Annotated in this window: 16 protein-coding genes; 4 read left to right on the forward strand and 12 right to left on the reverse strand. The window is 36.3% G+C overall.

Annotated elements, in window-relative coordinates; all coding sequences use genetic code 11:
* Positions 1-111 precede the first annotated feature (111 nt).
* Positions 112-1,788, reverse strand: a complete 1,677-nt coding sequence (locus IQI_RS06275; RefSeq protein ID WP_064091808.1) for a glycoside hydrolase family 13 protein — start codon at positions 1,786-1,788, stop codon at positions 112-114.
* Positions 1,789-1,944: 156 nt separating this feature from the next.
* On the opposite strand from IQI_RS06275, the gene IQI_RS06280 reads away from it, so the two are divergent.
* Both IQI_RS06280 and IQI_RS06285 read left to right on the forward strand, forming a co-directional pair.
* Complete coding sequence (locus IQI_RS06280) at positions 1,945-2,370, forward strand: disulfide formation protein C (protein ID WP_064091809.1); 426 nt, start codon at positions 1,945-1,947, stop codon at positions 2,368-2,370.
* 1 nt (position 2,371) lies between these two features.
* Complete coding sequence (locus IQI_RS06285; protein WP_064091810.1) at positions 2,372-2,839, forward strand: thioredoxin family protein; 468 nt, start codon at positions 2,372-2,374, stop codon at positions 2,837-2,839.
* Between the two features lie 387 nt (positions 2,840-3,226).
* Here the strand turns inward: IQI_RS06285 and IQI_RS06290 are convergent, their stop codons facing one another.
* Positions 3,227-3,625: a DUF5365 family protein gene (locus IQI_RS06290; RefSeq protein WP_231893391.1), complete on the reverse strand. Its 399-nt coding sequence runs from the start codon at positions 3,623-3,625 to the stop codon at positions 3,227-3,229.
* 173 nt (positions 3,626-3,798) lie between these two features.
* On the opposite strand from IQI_RS06290, the gene IQI_RS06295 reads away from it, so the two are divergent.
* Positions 3,799-4,686 (forward strand): RluA family pseudouridine synthase, encoded by an 888-nt coding sequence (locus IQI_RS06295; protein WP_064091811.1) that lies wholly within the window; start codon positions 3,799-3,801, stop codon positions 4,684-4,686.
* Positions 4,687-4,998: 312 nt separating this feature from the next.
* Here IQI_RS06295 and wrbA read toward each other — a convergent pair whose 3' ends face one another.
* The 9 genes from wrbA to IQI_RS06340 form a co-directional block, all read right to left on the reverse strand.
* Positions 4,999-5,613: an NAD(P)H:quinone oxidoreductase gene (gene wrbA, locus IQI_RS06300; protein ID WP_064091812.1), complete on the reverse strand. Its 615-nt coding sequence runs from the start codon at positions 5,611-5,613 to the stop codon at positions 4,999-5,001.
* A 60-nt stretch (positions 5,614-5,673) separates the two neighbouring features.
* The gene (locus IQI_RS06305) at positions 5,674-6,381 is read right to left on the reverse strand and encodes a pirin family protein (protein ID WP_064091813.1); all 708 of its coding nucleotides are present in this window, start codon (positions 6,379-6,381) and stop codon (positions 5,674-5,676) included.
* Positions 6,382-6,411: 30 nt separating this feature from the next.
* Complete coding sequence (locus IQI_RS06310; protein ID WP_064091814.1) at positions 6,412-6,822, reverse strand: DoxX family protein; 411 nt, start codon at positions 6,820-6,822, stop codon at positions 6,412-6,414.
* A gap of 264 nt (positions 6,823-7,086) precedes the next feature.
* On the reverse strand, positions 7,087-7,917 hold the full coding sequence (locus tag IQI_RS06315) for an aldo/keto reductase (protein ID WP_064091815.1): 831 nt from the start codon (positions 7,915-7,917) through the stop codon (positions 7,087-7,089).
* 454 nt (positions 7,918-8,371) lie between these two features.
* Positions 8,372-10,642 (reverse strand): RNA polymerase recycling motor HelD, encoded by a 2,271-nt coding sequence (helD, locus tag IQI_RS06320; protein WP_064091816.1) that lies wholly within the window; start codon positions 10,640-10,642, stop codon positions 8,372-8,374.
* A 244-nt stretch (positions 10,643-10,886) separates the two neighbouring features.
* Positions 10,887-12,149, reverse strand: a complete 1,263-nt coding sequence (locus IQI_RS06325) for an ATP-binding protein (RefSeq protein WP_064091817.1) — start codon at positions 12,147-12,149, stop codon at positions 10,887-10,889.
* Positions 12,150-12,291: 142 nt separating this feature from the next.
* Positions 12,292-13,224: an ATP-grasp domain-containing protein gene (locus tag IQI_RS06330; protein ID WP_064091818.1), complete on the reverse strand. Its 933-nt coding sequence runs from the start codon at positions 13,222-13,224 to the stop codon at positions 12,292-12,294.
* Between the two features lie 89 nt (positions 13,225-13,313).
* Complete coding sequence (gene mscL, locus IQI_RS06335) at positions 13,314-13,775, reverse strand: large conductance mechanosensitive channel protein MscL (RefSeq protein WP_064091819.1); 462 nt, start codon at positions 13,773-13,775, stop codon at positions 13,314-13,316.
* A 987-nt stretch (positions 13,776-14,762) separates the two neighbouring features.
* Positions 14,763-15,725 carry a LacI family DNA-binding transcriptional regulator gene (locus tag IQI_RS06340; protein WP_064091820.1) on the reverse strand — a complete coding sequence of 321 codons (963 nt, stop codon included), beginning with the start codon at positions 15,723-15,725 and terminating at the stop codon, positions 14,763-14,765.
* Between the two features lie 111 nt (positions 15,726-15,836).
* Here IQI_RS06340 and IQI_RS20560 point away from each other — a divergent pair, with 111 nt between their 5' ends.
* On the forward strand, positions 15,837-15,977 hold the full coding sequence (locus IQI_RS20560) for a hypothetical protein (protein WP_156509853.1): 141 nt from the start codon (positions 15,837-15,839) through the stop codon (positions 15,975-15,977).
* Positions 15,978-16,017: 40 nt separating this feature from the next.
* On the opposite strand, the gene IQI_RS06345 is transcribed toward IQI_RS20560, so the two are convergent.
* Complete coding sequence (locus IQI_RS06345; RefSeq protein WP_064091821.1) at positions 16,018-16,341, reverse strand: winged helix-turn-helix transcriptional regulator; 324 nt, start codon at positions 16,339-16,341, stop codon at positions 16,018-16,020.
* Positions 16,342-16,381: the final 40 nt, after the last annotated feature.

Below are 16,381 nucleotides of genomic sequence, written 5' to 3' on the forward strand. Positions count from 1 at the left end.
AAGCAAATCGATCTGAAACAGCTCATAATCGATCCGTTTTACATTTTTCACATAATCAAAGAAAGAAACCACCTCCTATCAGTGGTTTCTTTCTTTATGATTTCCTTGGTATCATTTCCTTTTCAAATAATAAACCGTTGCTTCCCAAGGCTTAAGAGTTAATGAAGGCTCTACTCTTTCATCATCATTTGTAAGTAGAATTTCCGCCTTAGATAAATCAAATTCAGCAACATGACCTGCTACCTGCTCGTCACTTGATACATTGCACAAGACCAATAACTTTTCATCCCCATATGTTCGGATGTACGCATAAAGAGATGGGTGATCCTTTTCAAGTAATTCAAACGAACCGTATGGAATGATTTCATACTGTTTTCGAAGAGAAATCAGCTTTTGGTAGTAATAAAAAACGGAATCCGGATCGTTTAAAGCTTCTTCAGCATTTATTTGTTCATAATTGGGATTAAGATTAATCCAAGGTGTGCCTTCAGTAAAGCCTGCATTTTCACGGGAGTTCCATTGCATAGGTGTTCTGGCATTGTCTCTACCCTTTACATAGATTGACTTCATAATTTCTTCATGGCTCTTTCCTTCTTCACGCTTTTCCTTATACATATTCAAGGTCTCAATGTCTTTGTACTCATCAATGGATGGAAAACGAACATTCGTCATTCCAATTTCTTCTCCTTGATAAATATAAGGAGTTCCTTGCATCATATGAAGTAGTGTTCCCAGCATTTTGGCAGACTTCACACGATAATCTCCATCGCTTCCTAGTCGAGAGACGATTCTAGGCTGATCGTGGTTATTCCAGTAAAGGCTATTCCACCCTTTACCATGAAGTTCTGTTTGCCATTTTGTGAGAATACTTTTTAATTTCACTAAATCAAATGGAATCAGATCCCACTTGCCTCCTGGCCCTGAATCCACGTCCATATGTTCAAACTGAAAGACCATGTTCACTTCATCACGGTCTTCCCCTGTGTAAAGCACAGCTTCATCAGGAGTCACACCTGGCATCTCTCCAACAGTCATGGAATCGTAATGGGATAGAACTTCCCTATTCATTTCCTGTAAAAATTCATGAATCCTAGGGCCGTTCATAAAGTACTCATGACCGGAAGCGTATTTTTTGCCCTCTTGAGCTGGAGCGTTAGGCAAACCAGGAACCTTTGAAATAAAGTTAATAACGTCCATTCTGAATCCATCGATGCCTTTATCTAACCAGAATTTCATCATGTCATATATTTCATTACGGAGAGTAGGATTTTCCCAATTCAGGTCCGGCTGTTTTTTTGAAAAGAGATGAAGAAAGTATTCATCCGTTGCTTCATCATATTCCCATGCTGAACCACTAAATACTGATTCCCAGTTATTCGGTTCTTTCCCATCTTTTCCAGATCGCCATATATAATAATCCCGATAAGGATTGTCTTTTGATTTCTTCGATTCTACAAACCAGGCATGCTCATCTGAAGAATGATTCACAACAAGATCCATCACAAGTTTAATCTTTCGCTTGTGCATTTCTTCAAGCATTTCTTCCCAGTCTGCCATTGTACCGAACTCGTCCATTATTTGTTTATAATGACTAATATCATATCCATTGTCATCGTTTGGAGATTGATAGACAGGAGATAACCAAACAACATCGATCCCTAATTCTTGTAAATAGTCTAATTTAGAGATAATCCCTTTAATATCACCTATTCCATCCCCATTGGAATCCATAAAGCTGCGGGGATAAATTTGATATACAACCGATTCTTTCCACCATTGTTTTGTCATACGTATTCTCCTCCTAAAAACTATATAAAAGCTTGTGCAATCGTTTGCAATAATCGTTAAAAAAATATCATATTTGTCGGTTCGGTTTATACCATTTTACTTTTATAATAATAACATACTATAATTTGATAGAATATATGAAGAAAGGATTACAATATGAAGAAAAAAGCAGATTCACTGTTATTTTTTGCATGGGCTACTTCTGTCATTGCAACTCTTGGGAGTTTATACTTCTCCGAGATAATGAAGTATGAACCCTGTCATCTATGTTGGTATCAACGAATTTTTATGTACCCTATGGTGATTCTATTAGGAGTCGCTTACGTTCGCAAAGACTTTAAAACGGCTTTATATTCTTTAATCTTATCAGGCATCGGACTCTGTATATCGGTATATCATTATTCTATTCAAAAAATTTCATTTCTCTCAGAAAGCGCGCCGGCTTGTGGCCGCGTACCCTGTACAGGTGAATATATAAACTGGGTGGGCTTTGTGACCATTCCATTCCTGGCACTATGTGGATTCAGCTTAATCTTTATTCTGAGTATATTAGTTTTAAAAGCATTAAAGGAGGACAAGTAAATTGAAGAAAATGATCATATTTTTAGTTGTCATTGTCGGTTTATTCGGGGCAATTGCTATTATCACAAACATACAAAACAGCCAAAAGGCAGAAGGTAATATGTTCAAAAAGGACAATCTAGACCCTTCTACAGTGGAACTTTTAGATGACCCTAATTATCAGAATGTCATTCTTCCAGAAGAGTTAGAGGAAAAATTAAGCAATAAAGAAGATGCGACTGTCTATTTTTATAGCTCAGATTGTATTCACTGTAAAAGAACGACACCAGTACTCGCTCCTCTTGCTGAAGAAATGGATGTAAATATGGTTCAATACAATTTAAAAGAATTCGAACAGGGCTGGAATCAATATGGAATAGAAGCTACTCCCACTCTTGTCCATTTTGAAGACGGTAAAGAATCATCGAGAATCGTAGGAGAACAACCTGAAGAAGAATTCAAACGTTTCTTTGAAGAAAACCTTCAATAAAAACACATCAGAAGTCTAATTCATATGAATTAGACTTCTTTTATATTTTTATTACTCGTTTTTAACCTATTTTTAAAACCTTCTTATTTGAAAGGCTGTTATGTACTTTGTGGCAATTGAAAAAGTAGAGGTTGATTTCCTCTATCGAGATCCCGGAAGCGAAGCTGAGAAGGCTCCTCGCTGCAAGCGGAGCTGTTCCCCTAACTATCTAATAAGAAAATAGCCATAAAAAAGAGGGGCTGACCTTTTCCACGAGTCAGCCCCTTTCAATGAGGAGGAATTTCAAGATGAAGATACGTTGTATCCTCAGTATTAACTTATTACAAGCTATTTTCCCTCTTTTAATCCTTCTAAACACACTTTTCTATATTTTCTTACAATTTCGTTTTATACTAATAACTGGTTGACCGCTTTTGAATAAACGCTCAAGCTATGTCTGCAATCTGAATCTTCATTAAATTGGTCAAATGACAACGGAAAAAACATACCAAAGCCTTGAAGAATTTGCGCATTGTGATAAAACATTTCCTCATACACATCTTCTTTTGAACCACTTTCTACAATCGAAATGATGGTTTGTATGCTTGAGATGACTTGGAAAGCTTCCTTAAGTGTCCCAAAATATTCAAAGTTCCGAGTCGTCGTATGTAAAACCTGCATGTCTTCAAATTGTTCAATCTCTTCATCTGTGAAATAATCAGGGAAAATAGTACAATACATATAACTGATTAATTCTTGTATTTTTTCTTCTTGTTCATGTGTTGATGCTAGTAAAACTTTCACCATCAAACCCACCTTTGTAATGATTGTAATCTCTCTGTAATAGATATATTAAGAATAACATAGAAATAGAACCTCAAGCGTGGTAATTATACCCATGAATTGGGTCTATTAGGTGGGGGGATAGGTATAAACACCTACAAAAGTATAAGATTTTTGTCTTTTAAAGGAGCTTTTTGATGAAAACACAGAAAAAAGGATCACTATTTGAACTAGTCCTTCCTTCAAATTGGAAAAATGTAACGATTAATACCATCCTTAAAGATCATTGGCAAGCACCAAAAAAACTCGTTCACTCTATGCGAATGGAGAATGATATAAAAGTAAACGGAGAAATGATTCCTTGGAATCAACCACTTTCTCCAGGGGATACTGTACAAATACATCTTTTCAAAAATGTAGACTACGATGTCCCCCCCACTTATGGTGAAATTGAGGTTTTATTCGAAGATGACCACCTGATTGTAGTCAATAAACCAGCAGGGGTAGACACACACCCTAATCATCCAGATGATACAAACACCCTGGCAAACTTTATTGCCTTTCACCATCAAATGAATGGAGAAAGTTGTCGTGTCTTGCACATTCATCGATTGGATCGAGATACATCCGGAGCCATTATTTTTGCTAAGCATCCTTTAAGCAAGGCTATTCTTGATCGCTTGCTTTCTGATAGGAAAATTAAAAGAATGTATGCTGCACTCGTTCACGGCAGGGTAAAGCAGAAAAAAGGAACAATAGCTGAGCCAATAGGAAGAGATCGCCACCACAATACGAGAAGACGAGTATCTCAATCTGGCCAAGAAGCCATTACCCATTATAAAAAAATTGAAAACAAAAAAGATAACACCCTATTAGAAATCCAGCTAGATACCGGCAGAACCCATCAAATTCGTGTTCATATGAGCTCTATTGGTTATCCCCTGGTTGGAGACATTCTCTATGGAGGAAAACCGGACTGTGCACGACAAGCCTTACACGCTAAGAATGTCTCATTTCCTCATCCATTGACTGAAGAAGCAATAACATGTGAAGCAAAATGTGAAGACCTACCTTTTTTATCCTAAAATAATCATTCTCCTTCCCTATCAAAAAAACTACCTTTTCATGATGAAAATGGTAGTTTTTTTATGATTGAATATTTATCCTTTTCCAGTACATAAATTTCAATAGTACCAGATGAATCTCTAAAAGGGTCTGTTCCTCTTAGATTAGAATTAAGCTTTGTCCTATATTTGATCCCATTTCCTTTTAATTTTGCCGTTACTCTATAATACTGTTTATATTTATATATGACTTCAGCTGGAATTACCTTTTTTTCTAAATTAAAAAAACCGTGTGAGTGAACTCACACGGTTTTTAACTAATCTATTTTTAAATTATTGAAGACCCTTTTTAACAGCTTCAGCAATTTGAATTGTGCGGCGTGTTTGATGTTTTACTGCCGGCTCAACGGCTTCCACCATGTTTCCTTCTTGGTCAACGGTTACACTTGTTCCATAAGGGTTTCCACCTGTTGTGAAACTGGATTGATCTGTGTAGCCTGGTGCAGCAATGATAGCTCCCCAGTGCATCATTGTTGTATAAAGAGCTAGAACTGTTTGCTCTTGACCACCGTGAGAGTTGCTTGCAGATGACGTTGCACTTACCACTTTATTCGCCAATTTCCCTTGGAACCACAATCCACCCGTTGTATCTAAGAACGATTTCACTTGAGATGGCACATTACCGAATCGAGTAGGAACATTGAAAAGGTAGGCGTCTGCCCATTCTAAATCATCAAGAGTGGCAACTGGTACTATATCTTTTGTTTCATTATAATGCTTTTCCCAGGCTGGGTTTGATGAGATCGCTGCCTCAGGCGCTGTTTCTTCAAAACGAACCAACTTCACTTCTGCTCCTGCTTCTTTAGCTGCTTCTTCTGCCCATTTTGCCATCTGATAGTTAGTTCCAGTTGAGCTGTAGTACATGATTGCTAGTTTTACGTTAGACATAATCAAAATCTCTCCTTTAAATTTAATATATTTATGGTAAATCAATGAAACACAAACATATTATGCAGGTAAATCGATCAACATAAACCTACAATTTTCAATTCCTTTTATATGAAGCTTCGTAGTATCAGAAATTCTTGCTGAATCTCTACGATTTAATGTGACTTCATTTATCATTACAGAGCCTTCCAAAACAAAGAAGAATATGTTTCTCCCTTGTTCCTGCTCGTATTCAAATGTTTTATTAGAATCTAATTCAGAAAGATAAATGGTTAAATCTTGATGTATATTGGCAACAGCATCTCCATTTGCATATCTTTTTGAAACAACCGGTAACAGTTGGTTTTTAAGTTGACTTACATCAAATTCTGTCTTTTCATATGAAGGTGTTAATCCTTTTTCTTCAGGGAGGAACCACATTTGTAGCAGGTTCACCTCTTCATCAACCGAAGGATTTACTTCTGAATGGACCACGCCGGTTCCAGCCGTCATTCGTTGAATGCCTCCATAGGTGGTTACGGCTTTTTCTCCTGTATTATCCTCGTGCTTTAACTGCCCATTCAATACAATTGACACGATTTCCATGTCCCTATGAGGATGAGCTCCAAAGCCTTTTTTAGGAGCAATAATATCGTCATTCAGTACTCGCATTGGACCAAAATTTAAGTTGTTAGCATCGAAATACTCGGCGAAAGAAAAACTAAACCAACTTTTCAACCATCCATGATCTGCCTGATATCTTTCATCTCCAGGGTAAAGTTTAATCATTTACTATCACCTCAAAAAAATTCTGTTTATTTAGCTAAATAATAATGCATCTATTGAAAAGTTTCCGGCTCCTACAAGTGCTACACCTAGTGCAACGACAATAAGCATTACATTGTATTCTGAGCCGTTTTGTGTCAACCAGTAACCATTTGGTCCATGTACCTTCACAATCGCCATCACCATAGTAGCAATGATTAGAATGGCAGCAATTGGTGTTAGAAAACCAGCAGCAAACATTAATCCACCGGCTACTTCAGCAATACCTGCTATCAGAGCCATTGTCTTCCCTGGCTTAATTCCAATTGACTCAAAAAATCCACCTGTTCCTTGAAGTCCATGACCACCAAACCACCCAAATAATTTTTGAGAACCGAGAGCAGCAAAGGTTAAACCTACTACTAAACGAATAATCAATAGTCCAAACGCAGCTAATCCTGTCATAATATTCCTCCTTTATGTCTTCCCATCGAGATTAAATTTCAAACATTTCAAATTCAGTTATTATTAAATAATATATCTTGAATTTGAGATATATGCGTAAAAAAATAATATTTATCTCGAAAGTATTTATTTTGATTTCGAGATAATTGTATACCACACTACAAATCCATGTCAACAACAATATAAAATTTTCTCGCCTAAAATAAACAAGAGGTCCGTCCCTCAGCTTTTAAAAGGGACGGACCTCTGATGTGGTTTTTATTTTTAGAAATCGAAGTTATCTGGATCCGGGCCGAAACGTTCGTTTAGGTTTAGTCCATTGATTTGATTCATTTCTTCAAGAGATAGTTCGAAGTTAAATAGATCTCCGTTTTCTTTTATACGGTTTGCATGGACAGATTTTGGAATGATAATGACGTCATTTTGAAGATGCCAGCGTAATATCACTTGAGCAGGTGATTTACCATGCTTTTCAGCGATATGATTTAATGTCGGCTCGTCTAACACTCTTCCCTGTGCGATCGGAGACCAAGCCTCAACCGCAATGCTTTTTGAAGCACAATAGTCTCTTAGCTTTTCCTGATTTATACGCGGGTGTAATTCGATTTGATTAAGAACCGGCTTCACAGTGCTGTTTCTCATTAAATCTTCTAGGTGGTGCTGATGGAAGTTGCTTACTCCAATGGATTTGACAAGACCTTCATTATGAAGTCTTTCAAGGGCTTTCCAAGTATCATTATACTTGTCTGCCACTGGCCAGTGGATTAAATAAAGATCTAAGTAATTCATATCAAGTTTCTTTAGACTTGTTTCAAATGCTTTTAAAGTGGAGTCATACCCTTGATCACTATTCCACACTTTAGAAGTAATGAATAAGTCTTCCCTAGAAACTCCAGATTCTTTAACACCTTGCCCTACACTTTCTTCATTCTCATAGATGGCAGCAGTATCGATGGAACGGTACCCTGACTGAATCGCTGTTTGAACCGCTTGTACGGTCTCAGCTGGATCCTTCATTTTATAGACACCTAATCCTACGTATGGAATTTCAATCCCATTATGTAACGTTTTCGTGCTCCCTAAATTTTTCAACATCTAGCATCCCTCCTTTTTTCATTTTACAAACTAACAGTCATTATGGCTAATGTTATGATTGTACGTTATTATTCCTTTATTCTAGTTGGGAGATCTCTAATAGTTATGAATCTACTCACGCCTATTTTTGTAAAAAATGGAAAATAGATCGATTAAGGGTTGTTTCAGACCGATTCTTTCATGATTTGGATCGATAATACGTAAAAATGGATCGGTTTTTAAAAATTCGGATCGATTAAGAGATATTTCGGATCGTTTTGCCCTTTCAATAGAAAAATCACTCCTAATTTGGACCGATCAAGGCCTATTCCGGATCGATTATTCCAATTTCCGTCGTAAATTCCTCCTCCGACGTTAATGGTGTAGAGCCTACTGGGATGTGATTGTAATAATCTATCAATAACAACTAAAGGTCCGTCCCTCGATCGAGGGACGGACCTTTAGTATCATACTTTTATTCTCTAAGGATAAATTGTTCTTTATTCTTTCCGATAAAGGAGAGTTTATGAAGTGGGCGGGTCATGGCGACGTATTGCAGTTTAATATCGAGTTCATTTTCCCGATTGAATTTTTCATTGATAGCTGCAATCATGACGACATCAAATTCCAGTCCCTTTGATAAATAGGATGGTACGACAACCACCTGGTCCTTAGGAATGGATTCTTGCTCCTTTAATAGCTTCACTTTCCCGGGGATAGATATTTGAAGAACCTTCCTTATCTCTTCGCAATCCTTCAAACTTTTCCCTATGACTGCAAAAGTTTGAAATCCTTCTTCCTTTCCCATCCTTACTTGTTCTCCAACAAAATCCCCTAAATCATCTAGGGTTTGATAAGTATAAGTAACGGGAGCGTCTCCATGTCTTACTACGGGATTCACTTTTGGAAACTCGTATGGAAGAAGGCTAAGAAGCTTATTGGCTTCATTCATTATTTCAATCGTTGTACGGTAGCTTTTTTGCAACTCTGTATAAGTCGCCCTTGGAAACACATCTTTATAGACAAGTTCCCAGGATTGCAAACCTCGATAAGAATGAATCCCTTGAGCCAGGTCTCCCACTAAAGTGAACATATCAGTCTCTAATGCTCGTTTTAACGAATATAGCTGTAAGTAACTATAATCTTGAGCTTCGTCGATGACGATATTTTTCGCTTTGTAAAATTTATCGATTCCAAACAAATGAGTTTGCAAATAAAGTAGAATTGCTAAATCCTCTACTTCAAATTTCTTTTTCTTATTATAGGTCATGGTATAGAAGCATAGTTTCTCTGCCTTTTCTATACTTAGTTCTCCTCCTGAATAAGCTACTAGTCTCTCAGGATCAGAAAATAACTCTTCAAAATATTGTTCTAAGCTTTTCTTTTCAAATTGTTTTAAATACTGAGTCACACTTGTTCGAATGGCTTTCTTTATTTCAAGTACTCTCTCTGCTTTTTTATCTAAAGCCTTTGAAACATATTCCTTTCGATTCCCGGCATTTGATCGTTTATAAAGGGCCATCTCAATTTTCTCATCGAAGTACTTCTCGACTTTTTCTATCATTTGCTTCTTATTCGACCTGACATAGCTTTGTAATAAAGCTTTTAATTTATCCATTCGGCGATATATGGGCAAATAGGTGTATTCATCTTTAAAAAGGCTAGTGAATTTCTTGGCTGTATAAAGCTTGTATTTATCCACATAGAAATCAGTCGAAGTATAAAATCGCTGTTCTATTTCTTCTATATACTGATCAAGGATTTTTCTAAAGGTTTTAGATCCTTTAAAGCCTGCTATCCAGGAAGCGGTCACTACCTTTTCATCATGCTTTTCAATTAATTGGATAAGCTTGTTGTCATCTACAAGCTTCAGCTTTTTTTCCAAGCAGGTCATAACATACTCAGTAAATGTGGTTTGTCTCACCTTTTCCACTCCAAGCTCTGGGAGTGCTTCTGAGATGTAATCAATAAATAAATTACTTGGAGCCAGTATCATTAACTGCCTGGGATCGAATTGCTGTTTATAGTTGTAAATAAAGTAGGAGATTCTGTGAAGAGCAATCGTTGTCTTTCCACTTCCAGCTGCTCCTTGAACAATGATGGGTTTGTTCAAATCTGCACGAATAATCCGGTTTTGTTCTTCTTGAATGGTGGAGATAATTTCCGTAAGACGATTACTGGAACTTTTCGCTAACGAATCTTGAAGAAGCTCATCTGTGGTCGTTAAGTCAATATCTCTAATCTCTTCTAATTGGCCGTCTTCAATCATGTATTGTCGTTTTAAGGATAAATCACCTTTATATGTTTCGTCTTCGGCTTCATAGGTGACCTCACCTATTCTGCCTTCATAATAAAGATTCGCAATGGGAGAACGCCAATCAACAATAATCTGTTCCTGATTCTCACGCTGATATAAGGAAGTCTTACCGATATAATGTTTTTCTGTTTTAAGAGAATCATTGTTTTTAAAATCAATACGTGCAAAATATGGTTTGTTCTTTGCCTTAAGAAGCAATTCGAGTTCTTCCTTTGACATCTCAAAAAAACTGGAGTTGGTTAAGATATCGATATAAGCAGCACTCGACTCTCCCCAGTCAACATCACCAAAGGCTCTCTCCATATTTTCTTTATACTTTTCTTTACTTGATTGGGATGTTTCAATGACGACATCAATATACCTTTTGGTAAATTCCAATCGCTCTGATTCATTCGTGAAATCGGGGTGAAAAGTTGATTCCTTCGTCATAAATTTCTCCTTCCAATTGTAGTTAGCCGCAATGGAAAAAAAACGTCTTTTACCGTTCGACTGAGGTAACGACTCTCAGTGAAGGAACACGTTAAATGAGACATATAGAAATCTGTAAAAATTATGTAGGCGTTTGGGAGCAGAAATACATATTATCAGATTATTGGTAAGAATTCAACAAATAAAAACGAGGACTGCTTAGTCTGCTCCAAAACACAAGCATTAGCGAAAAAAACTCTTCATCCTAGGATGAAGAGTTTTCTCTGGCTTCTACAAATTCAATAAAAAAAGTAGTTCCTTTCCCAATTTGACTCTCTACTGAAATTTTCCCCTTCATCGCCTCGATGATTCGGTAAGATATCATTAAACCAAGTCCAGTTCCAGTTTCTTTAGTAGAAAAATAAGGTTCTCCTAAGCGACAAGTCTCCTCAGGTGACATACCTTTGCCGTTATCACGAATAGCAATAATCACTTTGTTCTGTTGGACTAGTGAGGTAACCAATAGATCTCCTCCTTGAGGCATTGACTCCAAGGCATTTTTAATAATGTTTAAGAACGCTTGCTGAAAACTTCTAGTATTGCCTTTGATCAGACCAGGTTCTAGTCCCTTCTTAATAGAAACAGAATGCTGAAGAATGATCGGCTCTAACAGGTCTATGACTTTACTCAGCTGCTCTTCAACAGAGATTTCTTCCAGCTGTTCAGAATTTGGGTTCGCAAAGGCAAGGTAATCATGAATGATTTCTTCGGCACGATTTAATTCTGATAAAGTTATGTTGATGTACTGCTCTTTTTTTTCCAGGGGAATATTTTTTTCGTTTAACAGCTTTAAGAACCCTTTCATGACGGTTAAAGGATTCTTTACTTCATGAGAAATACTTGCCGCCAGCTGCCCTAGAACCTCTATTTTTTCCATTTTCACCAGTGCTCGGTTCATGTGAATTTGTTTTACTAATGTTTCGCATATGTATGTAATGATAAGCATCCCTAAAGAAGGAAGTAGAATAAAGTTAATCACATAATTTTGATCAATGAAGAAAACGGTAAGGTATTTAGCGATCAGAGCAGAATTAATTGAATGAATAGTAAATAGAATTACAGAAAAAATGATTTTCTGCCGACTAGTCATAGCAGCGAATTTAAACCACCTCATTAGAGCGATGGTGACGATAAACATGACCACATATATGACAAACGCAACGAAACTCCAACCATATAGCATGGTTCGAGAAGCTAATAATACTACTAATAGACCAAATCCTGTAAATGGTCCACCATACATAATTCCAAGTACAAAGGGAATCATTCTCAAATCATGTACACAATATGGATTTTGATAAATTGGCGACAGCATGCAAAATATGATGGCTAAACTAAATGATAACGTCGTAACCAGTTTTGAATACCATCCTATTACTGTCTTTTTTTCTACAAGAAAAAAGATTAAAAAGATGCTCAATAGTATATAGAATAAATTATTTATAACATCTTGATTAAAAATAATCATATGAATTTGTCCCGCGGCCTTTCAAATAAGATTATAAAATGATTTTATCATAACCGTAATAATTCCGTTACATTCATTTCAACATAAGACCCTCCAAAAAAAAAAGCTAACCCTCCTGAAAGAAAACAAGAGGGTTAGTCGATTATATTTCATCTAATTGTTCTCCAAGGAATTTTGCCAGTTCCAGCATTCCAAATTTACCATAAACACCTTCTGCATCTTTGTTATAATTCGTATTTGTGTTCACATCATAGGTATAGATGACTCCATTTTCATCTTGAATAAATTCAATTCCTGCAACATCTATTTTATTTGCTTTTAAAAATGATTCATATTGATCAATCATTTCGTTTGAAAATTGGTCAATAATTTCGAACATGGGCTTTTCCTCTTTCTCTCCCACTGGACAGAATAAATCTTCCACCTGGCAGGCATCAGCAGGACATAACTCGAATCCTTTGGACGTATCGACTTTTACAGCATATACAAATTTTCCTCCTATAAACTCACAACGAGTGATCGACTGATCTGGAGACTTGATATACTCCTGAATAAGGGTCGTTCCGTCTAATGGTTCTTCGAATGAGTCGCTATACACATAGTTCTTTAATGCCTCAATGGAATGAAAAAGCTGAACACCCAAACCTTTTCCAGCACGGTTATGTTTGGTAATGAAAGAAGGTTTATCGAGTTTTTCAGCAGCCTTTATGATTTGTTCTTTTCCAACAGCGGCAATCGTTTTAGGTGTTTTTATTTGAGAAGCATTTAATGCCATGTATTGATTTACTTTACTTACTTCTAAACGCAAAGCTCGACTACCGTTTAAAATCCTTCGATTATGAAACTCCAACCACGAAAGTACACTTTCAGTTAACTCAGGTGCATATCGATGGTCCCTTGTATGAGAGGAGGCACTAATTCGATTATAAAAAACTCCCTCCGGTGGCTCTGTTGACAAATCAACCATTCCTTCATCGAGAAACCACTCCTCATATGGTAATTGGAGTTCATCAAGACGAGAAGTTAAATGATTGGTCCATTCGCTATTTTCATGAATAACATAAATCTTTTTCAAGATCATTACCCCATTTGTTTTATAATGAATTTCTCTTCATAATACAAAGTAATCCTACTATAAAAGTAGGATTTAGGCAATGATAGAGATTATCGAGCTTTTCTATCGGATCTCATCTGTATTTTCATTCCTGATTTTGTGTGGGTATCCATAGGATTTCTTGATTCCTGAAGTGGATCAGTTGGTCGGTCTTCCTTTAAAATATCTCTAATTTCCTGCAAAACTTCTAAATTTGTTGCTGCTTTTACTTTATACGGTTTGTCTCCCCCTTTTATTCTATTTACTACCTTGATCATTAGAAAGATGCTTATTGCAACTAGGGTAAAGTCTACAAATGCTTGTAGAAACTTGCCTATTTCAATCACCTCAGCTCTAATGGTAAAATGAATGCCCTCAAAGTTTATCCCACCAATCAAGACCCCAAAGGATGGCATCATGATGTCCTGAACAAGAGATTCAACAATTTTTCCAAATGCAGTTCCAATGATGACGGCAATCGCTAAGTCAATTACATTGCCCCTAGAGATAAACTGTTTAAATTCCTTAAACATCCTTTCTTCACCTACCACTTCGTTACTATAATCATATGGGGTTTATGTGAAAAGTATGAAGACAAGTTGTTTCTAGATGACTGATTTCGTAAAGGTTGTTGCTATTTCAGATAAGTAAGTAGGAATTGATTTCCGCTGCGGGAAGCGAGCGAGCGGTCAACGATTAGTCTCTCTATTTAAAAGCATAATTTACGTAAAAATTCGTGCCTAAATGAGATTGGCATATAAAAAACAAAACTCGCCATTACCTACGGCGAGTTTACTTAGTTTGCACTTAGCAACTGGTTTAATTAGCTATTTTAGTTCCATATGATTAGTAGATAAAAGCAAAGACCAATCAAAAATACTCCGACTAAACCAAAAATTATTTTTAATAACCAATGGGGGGAGTCCCTTAAAATCAATTGTGAAGTTAAACCAGCTCAGTTCTCATTTTCCCAATCAATTTTTTCGTGATATTCTTTAGTATATTTTACTGAAGCATAAATCATAAATAACCCAGCAAACAAAAAGAAAAAAGGTCCTATATTTGTCCAAAATTCCTCTTGGGTCACAAAATCCCCTCCATCTAGTTTTCTTATTTGTGATTTACCAAATCAGGATTTGCTAAATCGACAATCCTTTTTTATTCTCTTCCTTCTTCACCTATTTTGCCCGTTAGAAAAAAGGAAACTATACTCCAAGTGACACTGAAATTGACATTAGTAAAATAATATCAATTACTAAGTTAAATTTCACTACCCTTTATAAATAGAAAATGACGTATGGATATCCATACGTCATTTTCTTTATTTATTGAAAAAGAACCTGATATTCTTTTTTTACATAATGTATCTTCTTACAATCGAAAATAGAAGGAATAAAGCAACAACAAACATTACTATGACCAGGATTTTCTCTTCTTTATTGCCAAGCATTCTCTATACGCCTCCCTATTTTGCTCCATCATCAGTTTTCCCTCTTATTTATTTTTCAACACTTATCCTTTTATACGGTCCCTCTTTCATACAGTATTGTTTCTAGAACTGTAGAAGCGAAACTATCCTCCTGTAAAAACAATTTGAATGATTCTTCTCCCAGTTTTCTTATCGGTACATCGTAGGAGGTTATATCCAGAGCATCTGCGATCGGATGATTATCAAAGCTTAAAATAGCGAGATCCTCAGGAATTCTAATACCTCTTTTTTTTGCCTCTGACAAAATACCGGCGGAAACCTGATCACTGGTTACGATTAAAGAAGTAGGTTTGTTCTCCAATTCCTCCCACTGATGAACCACTCTTCTTCCATCCTCTAGTTTGTAACAATCATTAAAAATCCAATCTTCTAAAAGAGGATGCTTTTCGGCTTTAGCACTATCATAAAATCCACGAATTCTCTCCTCACTGTTTGTTCCAAATTTACGGTGTAAGCAAAGACCTATCTTAGTGTGACCACTTGAGTACAAGTACTCCATTCCGTTACGAACTCCCTGGTAATGATTGATAAACACTTTTTTACACTTTTCCCCGGATAAGTTTTCACAAAATACAACATTTGCACCATCCAAAAATGGTAGAAGAGCGTCAAGGGAATTTGACCTGGATGAGATAATGAGTCCGTCTACTTCCTTCATTTTCAGCCGGTGAAAGGCATCGAGCTCCACACTCTTATCATAATTCGTTTGAAAGATATGAAGGTGATAATCGTGCTTCAATGCCTCCCCTGCAATTCCTTGAAGAATTTCACCGAAGTAAGGTAAATTCATAAAAGGCAATACGACCCCAATACTATTCGTTTTTCCTTTTGAGAGATGAACGGCATTGGCATTCTTTATGTAATTTAATTGTTTCACTGCTTCCAAGACTTTTTGTCGTTTGTCCTCTTTTACATAAGGATGTTTATTTAAAACTCTTGAAACAGTAGAAACGGATACCCCTGCTAACTCAGCAATTCTTCGAATATTTGCCATAAACATACCCCTAAATTTTTTTCTGATAAAAACTTGCTATGAAACGCGTTTCACACTTTAAAGTAGGTTTAAGGTTCATTTTCCTAAACGATCCAAAAGGAGGAAATGCTCATGCTTAGCATTTTATATTTACCTGTTCTTTGTACCATCATTGTAGGAGGCAGCTATTTAGCGTTAAAACCGATTGATTTTTATACACCTAAAGATAAAAATGATTCCTTTGAATATCTCTTCAGAAATGAGAAAGCTTAATTTTTCATCCGGTCTGCTTTAAAAACAAAAAGCAGACCTCTTATTCTTCTCTCAAATCTAACCACTTTATTGCCCAGGATTGCACAGCTTCCATAACTGGCTCTAAATCCTTTCCTTTATTGGTTAAACTATATAGGACTTTTACCGGCTTATCATCAAACACTTCACGTTGAATAATCCCGTATTCTTCTAATTCCCTTAGTCTTTCTGAAAGTACTTTTTGGCTAATATTTGGGATTTGAGCATTTAAATCTTTAAAACGGCACTTTTCTTCAAATAATACTTTTATAATCACGCCAATCCAACGCTTGCCTAATAGTTTAAAGGCTTCCTCGTATTTTGGGCAAAGTTTTGATTCCATCATATTGAACACATCCCTAAAGTCTTTTTGCTTGACGCTTAAA

The organism is Rossellomorea aquimaris TF-12, assembly GCF_001648555.1.
In the GTDB taxonomy this organism is placed as follows: Bacteria; Bacillota; Bacilli; order Bacillales; family Bacillaceae_B; genus Rossellomorea; species Rossellomorea aquimaris.